The sequence below is a fragment of the Rhodococcus sp. Leaf247 genome, assembly GCF_001426185.1.
In the GTDB taxonomy this organism is placed as follows: Bacteria; Actinomycetota; Actinomycetes; order Mycobacteriales; family Mycobacteriaceae; genus Rhodococcoides.
Genome location: NZ_LMRP01000001.1, coordinates 1840413 through 1852518, shown reverse-complemented (window position 1 = coordinate 1852518; position 12106 = coordinate 1840413). Strand labels below are relative to the sequence as shown.

The window sequence follows — 12106 nt, the reverse complement described above, 5'->3', positions numbered from 1 at the left end:
CGAGGTGCTACTTCCCGGAGATCGGTCCGAGCAGCGACGTGGTCCAGATGGCCGAGTTGGCCGACCCGGCCGGATCGCCCGCCGGGACGAGGCCGTTGACGGTGACCTGTCCACCGGCCAACCCACGAGCCGGGTTCGGCGGCAGCGTCAACCCACAGCTCTGCTGCAGATCAGCGGTACCGGGGAGGGAGGTCTGGCGGCACTGTCCGCGTCCCTCGACGGTCAACGGGCCACCGGGGACGTTGTTGTAGGTCACGGACAGGGCTGCACCGAACTCGGGGTTCGCGACGGGGGAGTAGCAGACCCGCGCGGTGGCGGCGACGATCTCGCTGGGCGACGTCGACGCGGCACCGGTCGCGGGATCCACACCGGTGGCATGCAATTCGGTGGTCCGCTCACCACCCGCGCAGGCGGGGGAGGAACCCTGAGACCGCGAATTCACCTCTCGGGTGACGTTGTACGCGATGGGTCCGGTCGGCTGCGGCAACCCTGCAGGCGGAGCCTGGTTCACCGGTGCCGTGCCCTCGCCGAGGGCGTACAGCGTCCAGACCGAGCCGGTGCGGCCACCCGGCAGACGCAGCGGGTTGGCGACCGAGTTGCTCGTCGCGACACCGCCCGCGATTCCCGACGCGTTAGGAGCTATACGTAGAACGCAGTCGACCGCGCCGCGGCCGGGTGATCCCGGGTACAGCTCGAATCCGCAGGGTCCGCGCATGTCCAGCCGGCCCAGTCCGGGAGCGTCGAGAGTGCCCCACTGGTCGAGGATCTGAGTGCCGTTCAGCCCCAGTCCGTCACAGACGTAAATCGGGCCGACGTCGCGTGCGGTCTCGGCCGTGAGGAGGCCGCTGGCGGGGTCGGACTGGAAGGTGTACATCCGGGCGTCGAGCCGCTCGACCAGTGCATAGGAGGCGGGTACTCCGTACTGGGCGTTGCACCGCGCGGTGTCTTCCGCGCTGGGACGGTTGCCGCTGTCCACCGTGCGGAAGACATGGAACTGGCCGGGGCCGTCGTCGATCGATCCGAGAACGGTGGAGGGTGCCACGGGTCCCGGTGCGGCACCGGCCGTTCCGGTGAACGCCGCGGACACGGCGATGGCCGCGGCAGCGACCGCGGTGACCTTCCTCAGCGATCCGGACCTGCTTCTCGAACTGCGCGTCACTTGTTTTCCCCCCAGAACGTCACGGTGTAGACGATCGAAGGGTGCCACAGGATGCTCACATCTCGGACACTCCTGTGAGCAGGCACAATGTCGCCCCGGGACTGCTGGAGTTCTGCGTGCGGTGTCCGGACGCGGGGAACCGTAGTGTCCATCCGGCAGCGTTCGGTGCTGCGCGATGACAGCCGGGGGGCGCAGCAATGTTCGAGCGGTCGATGCCAGTGATGCAGGCAGTAAGGGCTCTGGCGGTCGGGGCTACTGCGGTCATGATCGGATCCGGTCTCGTCGCCGGAGCGGGGTCGGCCGGTGCCGAGCCTGTCGCTCCTCCCTCGCCCGCGCCGGGAGATGCACGGACCTTCGCCGAACTTCCCCTGCCCGGTCAGCCGGAGGGCATCGCGGTCGATCCGCGCGACGGAAGCGTCTGGACGGGGTCCAACCGACCGAGATCCGCCGGGGCCGTGTGGCATCACGATCGGTCGGGCGCGCTGATCGGGACGTACGACCTCGTCGATCATTCTCCGAGCGCGGAACACGGCGTGAACGGCATCGCTCTCGACGGGGCGGGTCGGCCGTACGCGCTCGACTACTCGGGGGCGCGGGCGGTGCGGATCGACCCCGCCACCGGCGAGCAGAGCGTCTACGCGACGTTCCCCGATCTTCCGTCCTGCGGTCGCGGCGTGGTGCCGTGCGAGCCGAGCCCGATAGACCGGCCGGCGTGGCCCAACTACCCGGTGTTCGACGGCGACGGGAACATGTACGTCAGTGACCTGAACCAGGCGACGATCTGGAAGATCGCACCGGGCGGTGGAGAAGCCCGGATCTGGTACCAGAGTGCTGATTTCGCGTCCATCTACAGCGTGAACGGCATGCAGTTCGACGCGCAGGGCCGGTTGGTGTTCGCCGTGACGATCTCACTGACCCCGGACGCGTCGATCTTCCGCGGCAAACTGTTCCGCCTCGGTGTCGAGGCGGACGGATCACCCGGCACGCGGGAACAGATCGCCACGACGTCCCAGGGAGACGGCATCGCCATCGGCAGTTCCGGCCGCATCTACGTCGCCGTGGCGAATCCGGTGATCAACGATGTCGAGGTCGTCGAACCGGGGCGCGGTGTCGTGGACGCTCTGCCGTCGCCTCTGGGCCGATCGATGTTGTCCGTCCCCTTGGTGACGCCGGCATCGCTGGCGTTCCGGGGTACCTCGCTGCTGGCGACCAATCACTCCCAGTACGCACTCGATCCGCGGGAGTGGTCCATCCAGGAGCTGGGTGTCGACGAGGGTGGCCTTCCGCTGTTCCATCCGACTGTCGGGTAGGCGTAAGTGTGCGCGTGTCGCTGCCCGGGTACACGGGTAGTAAGGACGCGTGCGTCACGCAGATCAGCAGGAGGCACAGAACCACATGACTCGACCCGACACCCCCACCGCCAAGACCACGACGAACAACGCCGGTATTCCGGTCGCCAGCGACGAGCACTCGCTGACCGCAGGGGCCCAGGGCCCCATCCTTCTGCAGGATCACTACCTGATCGAGAAGATGGCCCAGTTCAACCGTGAGCGGGTTCCGGAGCGCGTCGTGCACGCCAAGGGTGCGGGAGCTTTCGGAACGTTCGAGGTCACCGGCGACATCTCGAAGTACACGCGGGCCGCAGTGTTCCAGCCCGGCACGAAGACCGAGATGCTGGCTCGTTTCTCGACCGTCGCGGGCGAGCAGGGCAGCCCCGACACCTGGCGTGACCCTCGCGGTTTCTCGCTGAAGTTCTACACCACCGAGGGCAACTGGGACATGGTCGGCAACAACACGCCGGTGTTCTTCGTACGGGATCCGCTCAAGTTCCAGGACTTCATCCGCAGCCAGAAGCGGATGCCCGACTCCGGCCTGCGTGACAACAACATGCAGTGGGACTTCTGGACGCTCTCTCCCGAGTCGGCGCACCAGGTGACCTGGCTCATGGGAGACCGCGGGATCCCGAAGTCGTTCCGCCACATGGACGGATTCGGCTCGCACACCTACCAGTTCATCGCCGCAGACGGCACGAAGTCGTGGGTGAAGTTCCACTTCAAGACCGATCAGGGAATCGACTACCTGACGCAGGACAAGGCGGACGAGCTGGCGGGCACGTCGCCGGACCACCATCGTCAGGATCTGTTCGGCTCGATCCGCAACGGGGACTTCCCCAGCTGGACCGTCAAGGTCCAGATCATGCCGTACGACGAGGCCGAGACGTACCGCTACAACCCGTTCGATCTGACCAAGGTCTGGTCGCAGAAGGACTACCCGTTGATCGAGGTCGGCACCATGACCTTGAACAAGAACCCGGAGAACTTCCACGCGCAGATCGAGCAGAGCTCGTTCGAACCGTCCAACCTCGTTCCCGGAATCGGCGCCAGCCCGGACAAGATGTTGCTCGGTCGCCTCTTCAGTTACGCGGACGCGCACCGGTACCGCATCGGCACCAATTACGCGCAGTTGCCGGTCAATCGCGCCAAGGCGGAGATCAATTCGTACTCCAAGGAGGGTGCGATGAACATCCATTACAACTCCGCGGACACGCCGGTCTACGCCCCGAACTCGTACGGTGGTCCCGCTGCGGACTCCAACGCATACGGCGACGACGGCGCATGGGACTTCGAGCCCCGATTCGTGCGTACCGGGTACGTACAGCATCCCGAGGACGGCGACTTCGTCCAGGCGGGCACTCTCGTGCGCGAGGTCATGGACGACGACGCCCGTGAGCGTCTCGTCGGCAACATCGTCGGTCACGCGCTGAACGGCGTCACCGAGCAGGTGCTGCAGCGCGTGTTCCAGTACTGGAGCAATGTCGATCCTGAGATCGGCAAGAAGGTCGAAGAAGGTGTCCGCGCCGGTCAGGGCGACACAGCGCCGACCACCGGTGCAGGTGCCGTGGACGATCCGGCCGACGAGGCCGCGCGCGTCTGACACGCATGTAATCGACGCCGCCCGTCGCGCCCCTTCCGGGTGCGGCGGGCGTCGTTCGTTCGTGCGACTGTGACACAAATCACGTTTGAGGAGCAGCCGAGCGTATTATGTCCGATTCGCTGTTTTGCAGTCACAACCGTTGATCGATCGGCGGATCGTGGCCGGTCGACGTGTGCGCGACGGTTTCCTGTGAGCGCCGACCTCTGCCGGTTCGTGTGACGGCCGGTACCGATAGTCGGACGGCAAGAAAGGCGGAACGTTCGGTATGTGAAAGCCGAGTAATGGTTCTACAGTTCGCTCGCAGCCATTGAGGAATGGCGCTACGAGCCGAAACGGGGACCGCCATGACGACCGATCTCATCAACCATCAGGAACCGGATCGGCGCGACGACCGGCGCCGTAAGGTTCGTGCGTTGCTCGCCGGCGGACTTGTTCTGGGCATCGGAGCGGCGGTCACCCTGGCGGCATGGACCGACAACGTGTTCGGACAGGCCCAGTTCACAGCCGAGAACTGGAACGTCCAGGGTGACTTCTCGGCCGCGGGCTCCGGCGCGTGGCAGGAGTACAACACCACGGGGACCGCAGGAACGTTCAACTACACGACCGGTTTCGCGGCCTTGAGCCCCGGCACGACGGTGTATGCCCCCGTCGCTCTGCGTGTCGGCCTCGGTCCCACGGCGGGCGGCGCATACGACGCCGCGGTGACTCTCGTCGGTGCGACTCCGACGACGGGACCGCTGACGTCCTTCCTTACCTACCAGGTGGTCAGCAATGTCACGGCCGCCAACTGCACCGCAGGAACGATCACCGGTGGGGCGAGCGTCGTCGCGGCGGGAAGCACCCTGGGAACAGGTAGTGCTGCCAAGGCCATTACTCTCCCCAAGGCCGGCACTGCTCTCCCGCTCTGCTTCGCGGTCACGCTGCCCGCGAGCGCCACGGCGGACCAGGTTGCCGGCAAGACCACCAACACCCTGACGTGGCAGTTCCAGGCCGAGGCGGTCGTCCCGGCCACTCCGTAATCGATCGCTGGATCATCTCGACATGTCTCGACATGCAGCCGGTAGCGCCCCGGCCCGGATCTCCGACATCGGTCGGCGGATCCGGGTCGGTGCCGCGCTGGGACTCGTCGGCGGAGTCGTCGTGGCGGCGGTGACGGCTACCGACGTCGCAGCATCGTGGACCGACAAGGTCCTGGGTGGAACATCCTTCTCGACACAGGCTTTCGGTTTCGAATCGTCGGTGAGCGGAGGCGCGTACTCGATGCATCCGCAGAGCGCGCCGGCTCTGCTCTCGCTGACACCCGCGGCGCCCCTGCTCCCGGGCGAGTCGTCCTACGCCCCGATCTCCTTGCGCGCTGCCGTCGGTTCGCCGACCGTGGCAGTGACTGTCGACGGTACGACGCCGACGGGCACGGGTCTGGGAGAGGTGTTGCAGTACGCGGTGATCCGATCGACGATCTGCGGCAGTGCTGCGTTCACCTCGACCGCGTCGTACGTCGTCGGTTCCTCGACGGGCGGTGTCGCGATGTCCGCGGATTCGGCTACCGGCGCCGTGATTCTCCCGGCGGGATCACCTGGTATCGCGGGTTCCGTTGTGCCGCTGTGCTTCCGGGTGACTTTGCCGGACACTCTCGCGGTGTGGACCAGCTCGGCAGCCGCGTCGAAATCTGTGTCCGCCACCTGGACCTTCCCGGGTACCGCGTGACCGACCATTCTTCCGCATCACCAGAAAGCACACGTGACATGTCGACTCGACACGCAGCCCGTCCCCGACGCCGTTCGGCCGTGTCGCGTGCGGGTGACGTGGTGCTGAACGTTCTCGCACTCGGCGGTGTGGTCTGCATCGTTCTGGTGATCCTGTCCTTCACCATGAACATCTCGTTGATCATGTTCAAGACGGGGTCGATGGCGCCGACCATCCCGACCGGTTCCCTCGCCGTCGTCCGAGAAGTCCCTGCAGACTCGGTCGTTCCCGGGGATGTCGTGACCGTCGACCGGGTCGGAGAGCTTCCGGTCACGCATCGAGTGGTGGAGACGTCGCCGGGACGCGACGGTGACACGTTCCTCGAGTTGAAGGGCGACGCCAACGAGTACGAGGACCCGGCGGGTTACAGCGTGCGGGAGGTGCGCAAGGTCCTCTGGTCCGTACCCGGCCTCGCGAAGGTCGTCGTGTGGTTCTCGAATCCCATCGTTCTCGGCCTGCTGACCATCGGCATCACCGTGTTGGTCGTGGCGATGTTCTGGCCACGGTCACCGAAGCGGCAGCAATGACCACCCATCGCTCATGCCCGGCAGCGCTCGCCCTCGCCGCCCTGCTTCTGACCATCGTGTCGACAGTGCTGCGAACCGAGACCACCGACGCCGCCTGGCAAGGACGCGACCATGCTGCGGCCACCGTGACGAGCGGGTCGTGGCCCAATGCCGGAAGCGCCTACGCGGAAGTCGGCCGCGTCGCCTCGGCGTCGGGCGTCGCGTTCGATCTGTTGAGGGGCGGAACCAACCCACCGTGGCCGGGACCGTCGTCAGCCAGGTCGCAGGCGGTTCCGGGTACGGCGACCGGAACGACGGCCGGGCCCTACAGCAGCGCCGGGGTGCTCGGTCTGGCCAACGAGCTGACCTCGCGAGGCGCAGTCGCCGGGACACCGATCACGGGCGCCGCGTGTGCGGCCTACGGATGGGCACCTGCGACTCCTGCGCCGTGTGTCACGGTTCCGTCGCAGAGAGTGAACGCGAGTGCGACTCTCTCCTCCTACACGCTGTACGCATCACTGCTCTCGCTCCTGGGGCTGGGTTCGACGGACGTGGTCGCAGTTCCGTCCCCCGTGACGTCCTCCGTGTCCTGTGACCTGACGTCGTCCGGTCCCACGTACACCGCAGCCGCTCCGAGTGCCGCCAACGTGACGGCATCGAACCCCCGCGGCTCGATCTCCGTTCGAGGCGGAAGCGTCGTTGCCGTACCGCCCGCAGGCGGCACGACGTCGTTCGACTTCCCTCAGAGCGGATCGACAGTGGTCGTTCCCGGAGTGTCGGGGACTCTCCGCAGTGTCGTCGGCACGACGACGTCCGCACGCTCGAGCCTCGTGCTGGAGAACGGCAGGATTCTGCGGCTCGGAGTTCTCGGGAACATTCTGCTGGACATCAGGTTCACGCTCGTTCTCGTCGACGCGGCGTGCGGAAGCGGAGCGACGGGTCCTGTCGCGACCACCGCTGCCGTTGCCGCGCGTGTCGCGGCCCCGGAACAACCGACTACGACGACTGCGCCCACGACTGAACCCGCCACGACGACAGCGCCCACGACTGAACCCGCCACGACGACAGCGCCCACGACGTCGATTACCACGACGTCGGAGGATGCCACCACGACCTTCGAGGCCACAACGACGAAGACGACGACACCGCCTGTCACCAGCACGACGACACCGCCTGTCACCAGCACGACGACACCCCCTGCCGTGACGTCGTTCTCGGGGTCGGGTGCTGTCACAGCCATCACGACGTCCGGCGGGACCCGGTGCACGGTCGGCTCCGACGCCGTTAGCTTCGCGTGTTCCGACGGCTCTGTCCTTACCTTCGATCCGGATGCACTGACAGCAGTAGGTGTGGCTGCGAACACGATGGACGGCCTATGGACGCCGGTCACCACCGCCGGTGACGTGGTGACGGTCGCAGCCGCGATGCGCGGCTGATCGTTTGTCCACGGCCCTCCGCGGGTAGCCACCATGCGTGACTTCCCCCGCCGTTCTGTTCGACATCGACGGCACACTCGTCGATTCCAACTACGCGCACGTCCACGCATGGGCGCGAGCGTTCGCCGATGCGGGGATCGCCGCCGACTCGTGGCGTATCCACCGCTCGATCGGAATGGACGGCGCGAAGCTGCTGTCGTCGCTGGCCGGCGACGCGGACGAGGCCGCTGCCTCGCATGCGAAGGAACTGCACACGCAGTACTACGAGGAGATGTCCTCCCTGCTGTCGCCGCTGCCCGGTGCGCTCGATCTGCTCGGCGCGGTAGCGGACCGCGGGCTGCAGGTCGTTCTGGCCACCTCGGCTCCGGAGAACGAACTCGCGATCCTTCGCGGTCTACTGGGGGTCGAGGAGATCGTCTCGGAGTTGACGTCGTCGGAGGATGTGGAGACGGCGAAACCGGAGCCGGGCATCGTTCGTATCGCGCTGGACAAGGCCGGGGTCGACGCTGATCACGCCGTGTTCGTCGGCGACTCGGTATGGGACGTCGAAGCGTCCGTGGCCGCCGGTGTCCCCTGCATCGGTGTGCGGAGCGGCGGAGTGTCGGCCGCCGAGTTGATCGATGCGGGAGCCGTTGCGGTGTATGACGATCCGGCCGATCTACTGGCGAACCTCGACAGTTCCATGGTTGCGCGCCTCGGATGAGAGAGAACGACTACGCGGCGATCGAGGACTACGCCGCGATCGGCGACGGCCGAACCGTCGCGCTCATCGCGAACGACGGACGTATCGACTGGTTCCCGGTACCCAACCTCGACACGCCACCGGTGTTCGCGGCGCTGCTCGATGCCGATACCGGTGGGTACATATCGATGCGGCCGGCGGCGGACTTCACGGCGACGCGTCGCTACGCGGACGGCTCGAACGTCCTGGTGACCACGTTCACCACGGATTCGGGTGTCGTGAACGTGACCGATTCGCTCAATACCGGAGTGGCGGGCCGTCTTCCGTGGACCGAGCTCGCCCGACGCATCGAGGGCGTCGAGGGCAGCGTCGACATGGAGTGGACGGTGGCGCCGGGCACGTGCCTGGGGACCGCGTCCCCGTGGTCGTACGAGACCGTGCACGGGACGGTACTGCGGGTGGACGGCGTCAGCCTCGGTGTGCGGACGATGAATGCCGACGACGTCGAGCTCGGATCCCGTTCGATCAGTGGGCGATTCACCACCGAGGTGGGTGCCCGGTCACTGGTTGCCGTGGTCGGCACCGAGGTGGAGCCGCTGTATCTCCCGGTGCCGGAGGATGTCGATGCGGGAATCGACCGGACGATCACCAACTGGCAGATGTGGTCCGAAGAATTCCGATACGACGGACCCTGGCACGACGAGGTCCATCGCAGCGCGCTCGCCTTGAAGTTGTTGCTGTACAGCCCGTCCGGCGCCATCGCGGCCGCGGCGACGACCTCACTTCCGGAGCGGTGGGCCGGCGCGAAGAACTGGGACTACCGCTATGCGTGGGTGCGCGACGCCGCCTACACGATCAAGGCGCTCATCCGTTTCGGTCTCCGCGAGGAGGTGCACGCCGCGGTCGCGTGGCTGCTGCGCATCATCCGCAGCAACGAGCAGATCACGCAGGTGTTCTACACATTCGACGGTGAAGTTCCCGCGGGGTCGAGTTACCCGGACGTTCCGGGGTGGCGCGGCATCGGCCCGGTCGTCAACGGCAACGAGGCGGCCACGCAGCTCCAGCAGGGTATCTTCGGCGACCTGTTCGACATCGTGTCGCTGTACGTCGACGCGGGCAACATCCTCGACGCCCCCACCGGCCGACTGCTCGCGCAGATCGCGGACACCACGTGCGACATCTGGCGACGCAAGGATGCCGGCATGTGGGAGCTGCCCACCGAGCAGCACTACACGTCCTCGAAGATGGGTTGCTGGCACGCGCTCGATCGCGCCGTCCACCTCTCCGAGCAGGGCATGATCCCGGGTATCGCGGATCGGTGGGTGACCGAGCGCGACCATATCGCGCAGTGGATCGCGGACAACTGCTGGTCCGAGTCTCGCGGTGCGTACATCTGGTACCCGGGAACCGATGAACTGGATGCATCCGTGCTGCTGCACGCGGGCAGTCGGTGCGTCGACGACGACCGTATGTCCCGGACCGTGGACGCTCTTCGCGACGAACTCGGCTCCGGAGATCATCTCTACCGCTACTCCGGAATGCGGATGGTGGAGGGCACCTTCGTCGCCTGCTCGTTCTGGGTCGTCAGCGCACTGGCCAAGCTCGGCCGCGACGAGGAGGCCTCCGCTCTGATGGACCGGCTCGTCACGACCGGCAACGACGTCGGGCTCTTCGCCGAGATGATCGACCCCGACCGATCCGCCGAGGGCGAACCCTCGACGTTCCTGGGCAACTTCCCGCAAGGCCTGTCCCATCTGGCGCTCATCAACGCAGCGCTGACACTGGCCAGCGGTCACGACCACACGACCTCCGACACACGAAAGTAGGACCACACATGGACCTCGGAATCACGGGACGCACAGCAGTCATCACCGGAGCGGATTCGGGAATCGGCTGGTGCACAGCGCAGATGCTTCTCGACGAGGGCGTTCGAGTCTTCGTCACCGACAAGGACCAGGACAAGCTCGCTGCCGGTGCGGCAGAACTGACGGGGCCCGACGGATCCGTCACCGCGTTCGCCGCCGACGTGACCAAGCCGGCCGAGGTGGAGGCGCTGCATGCCAAGGCTGTCGAGGCGCTCGGCACCGTCGACATCCTCGTGCAGAGCGCCGGGATCACCGGCGCGCAGGGCATGTTCCACGAGATCGACGACGACGGCTGGTCATCCACCATCGAGGTCGACCTTCTCGGTCCGGCGCGCGTCGTGCGCGCGTTCCTCCCGGAGCTGCGCCAGGGCGGGTGGGGACGCATCGTGCTGCTGGCATCGGAAGACGCCGAGCAGCCCTACATCGACGAATTGCCGTACTGCGCAGCGAAAGCCGGAATCCTGTCGCTGGTCAAGGGATTATCCAAGACCTATGCGTCCGAGGGTGTCCTGGTCAATGCGGTGTCTCCTGCCTTCATTCACACGCCGATGACCGACGCGATGATGGACAAGCGCGCCGACGAGCGCGGTACCGATCGCGACGAGGCCATCGAGAGCTTCCTGAAAGAGGATCGGCCGTTCATGGAACTCGGTCGACGGGGTACCCCGGAGGAAGTGGCGTCGGTGGTCACGTTCCTGTGTTCGGAGCGTGCCAGCTTCGTCAACGGCTCCAACTACCGCGTCGACTCCGGTTCGGTCGCGACCATCTAGAGAGGACCACTTCCCATGACCCGTTTCGGATACACCCTCATGACCGAGCAGAGCGGCCCCAAGCAGCTCGTCGACTACGCGGTGAAAGCGGAGAACGCCGGCTTCGACTTCGAGGTGTCGAGCGATCACTACTCGCCGTGGCTGTCCTCGCAGGGGCATGCCTCCTACGCATGGACGATGCTGGGTGCGGTGGCGCACGCGACGTCGACGGTCGATCTCTACACGTACGTGACCTGCCCCATCATCAGGTATCACCCCGCGGTCGTCGCGCAGAAGGCAGCGACCCTACAGATTTTGTCGGACGGCCGTTTCACCCTCGGTCTCGGCAGCGGGGAGAACTTGAACGAGCATGTCGTGGGCCAGGGTTGGCCGTCGGTGGACAAGCGCCAGGACATGTTCGAGGAAGCCGTCAAGATCATTCGGCAGTTGCAGTCGGGGGAGCTGGTCACGTGGGAAGGCGAGCACTACCGGGTCGACTCCGCCCGGCTGTGGGACACCCCCGACACACCGCTCGAGATCGGCATCGCGGTCTCGGGGTCGAAGTCCATCGAGCGTTTCGCCCCGCTCGGTGACCACATGATCTCGACCGAGCCCAAGTCGGAGCTGGTCCAGGGCTGGGACAAGGCGCGGCACATCGGCACCGGTCTGAGTCGTGACTCGAAGAAGATCGGGCAGATCCCCATCTGCTGGGGTCCCGACGAGGACGAGTCGATCCGGATCGCTCACGATCAGTTCCGTTGGTTCGCCGGTGGCTGGGCCGTGAACGCGGATCTTCCGACGACGGCCGGTTTCGCCGGTGCCACCCAGTTCGTCCGACCCGAGGATGTCGCGGGGACCATCGCCTGCGGTCCGGACCTCGATGCGATCGTCGAGAAGGTCAAGCCCTACTGGGAGGCAGGATTCACCGACATCGCCCTGGTGCAGGTCGGCGACGAGACGCAGGATCGATTCCTCGCCGAGGCCGCCGGCCCGTTGCTCGAGAAGCTTCGCTCCGCCTCGTCGTAGAGAAGA

Annotated in this window: 11 protein-coding genes; 10 read left to right on the top strand and 1 reads right to left on the bottom strand. The window is 66.3% G+C overall.

Annotated elements, in window-relative coordinates; translation table 11 throughout:
- Window positions 1–7 precede the first annotated feature (7 nt).
- On the bottom strand, window positions 8–1159 hold the full coding sequence (locus tag ASG64_RS08675; protein WP_042575935.1) for a hypothetical protein: 1152 nt from the start codon (window positions 1157–1159) through the stop codon (window positions 8–10).
- A gap of 212 nt (window positions 1160–1371) precedes the next feature.
- On the opposite strand from ASG64_RS08675, the gene ASG64_RS08670 reads away from it, so the two are divergent.
- The 10 genes from ASG64_RS08670 (at window position 1372) to ASG64_RS08625 (ending at window position 12100) form a co-directional block, all read left to right on the top strand.
- The gene (locus ASG64_RS08670) at window positions 1372–2469 is read left to right on the top strand and encodes an SMP-30/gluconolactonase/LRE family protein (protein ID WP_156388301.1); all 1098 of its coding nucleotides are present in this window, start codon (window positions 1372–1374) and stop codon (window positions 2467–2469) included.
- A gap of 85 nt (window positions 2470–2554) precedes the next feature.
- On the top strand, window positions 2555–4093 hold the full coding sequence (locus ASG64_RS08665) for a catalase (protein WP_056072957.1): 1539 nt from the start codon (window positions 2555–2557) through the stop codon (window positions 4091–4093).
- Between the two features lie 344 nt (window positions 4094–4437).
- The gene (locus tag ASG64_RS08660; RefSeq protein ID WP_042575316.1) at window positions 4438–5112 is read left to right on the top strand and encodes a SipW-dependent-type signal peptide-containing protein; all 675 of its coding nucleotides are present in this window, start codon (window positions 4438–4440) and stop codon (window positions 5110–5112) included.
- A gap of 22 nt (window positions 5113–5134) precedes the next feature.
- On the top strand, window positions 5135–5797 hold the full coding sequence (locus ASG64_RS08655; protein ID WP_042575315.1) for a hypothetical protein: 663 nt from the start codon (window positions 5135–5137) through the stop codon (window positions 5795–5797).
- A 38-nt stretch (window positions 5798–5835) separates the two neighbouring features.
- On the top strand, window positions 5836–6363 hold the full coding sequence (locus ASG64_RS08650; RefSeq protein WP_042575314.1) for a signal peptidase I: 528 nt from the start codon (window positions 5836–5838) through the stop codon (window positions 6361–6363).
- Window positions 6360–7778, top strand: coding sequence for a hypothetical protein (locus tag ASG64_RS08645; protein WP_056072090.1), 1419 nt, complete (start codon window positions 6360–6362; stop codon window positions 7776–7778). Before ASG64_RS08650 ends, ASG64_RS08645 begins: the two co-directional genes overlap by 4 nt.
- Before the next feature lie 37 nt (window positions 7779–7815).
- Complete coding sequence (locus ASG64_RS08640) at window positions 7816–8481, top strand: HAD family hydrolase (RefSeq protein ID WP_042575312.1); 666 nt, start codon at window positions 7816–7818, stop codon at window positions 8479–8481.
- Complete coding sequence (locus tag ASG64_RS08635; protein WP_056072087.1) at window positions 8478–10286, top strand: glycoside hydrolase family 15 protein; 1809 nt, start codon at window positions 8478–8480, stop codon at window positions 10284–10286. The genes ASG64_RS08640 and ASG64_RS08635 overlap by 4 nt, the downstream gene beginning before the upstream one ends.
- A gap of 8 nt (window positions 10287–10294) precedes the next feature.
- On the top strand, window positions 10295–11095 hold the full coding sequence (locus tag ASG64_RS08630; protein WP_056072085.1) for an SDR family NAD(P)-dependent oxidoreductase: 801 nt from the start codon (window positions 10295–10297) through the stop codon (window positions 11093–11095).
- A 15-nt stretch (window positions 11096–11110) separates the two neighbouring features.
- Window positions 11111–12100, top strand: coding sequence for an LLM class F420-dependent oxidoreductase (locus ASG64_RS08625; RefSeq protein ID WP_056072079.1), 990 nt, complete (start codon window positions 11111–11113; stop codon window positions 12098–12100).
- The last annotated feature ends 6 nt before the right edge of the window (window positions 12101–12106 follow it).

Excerpts from the sequence above, each read along its gene's own strand:
- ASG64_RS08660 (WP_042575316.1), top strand. The coding sequence starts at position 4,438 with ATGACGACCGATCTCATCAACCATCAGGAACCGGATCGGCGCGACGAC.
- ASG64_RS08645 (WP_056072090.1), top strand. The coding sequence starts at position 6,360 with ATGACCACCCATCGCTCATGCCCGGCAGCGCTCGCCCTCGCCGCCCTG.
- ASG64_RS08655 (WP_042575315.1), top strand. The coding sequence starts at position 5,135 with ATGTCTCGACATGCAGCCGGTAGCGCCCCGGCCCGGATCTCCGACATC.
- ASG64_RS08665 (WP_056072957.1), top strand. The coding sequence starts at position 2,555 with ATGACTCGACCCGACACCCCCACCGCCAAGACCACGACGAACAACGCC.
- ASG64_RS08635 (WP_056072087.1), top strand. The coding sequence starts at position 8,478 with ATGAGAGAGAACGACTACGCGGCGATCGAGGACTACGCCGCGATCGGC.
- ASG64_RS08650 (WP_042575314.1), top strand. The coding sequence starts at position 5,836 with ATGTCGACTCGACACGCAGCCCGTCCCCGACGCCGTTCGGCCGTGTCG.
- ASG64_RS08630 (WP_056072085.1), top strand. The coding sequence starts at position 10,295 with ATGGACCTCGGAATCACGGGACGCACAGCAGTCATCACCGGAGCGGAT.
- ASG64_RS08625 (WP_056072079.1), top strand. The coding sequence starts at position 11,111 with ATGACCCGTTTCGGATACACCCTCATGACCGAGCAGAGCGGCCCCAAG.
- ASG64_RS08670 (WP_156388301.1), top strand. The coding sequence starts at position 1,372 with ATGCCAGTGATGCAGGCAGTAAGGGCTCTGGCGGTCGGGGCTACTGCG.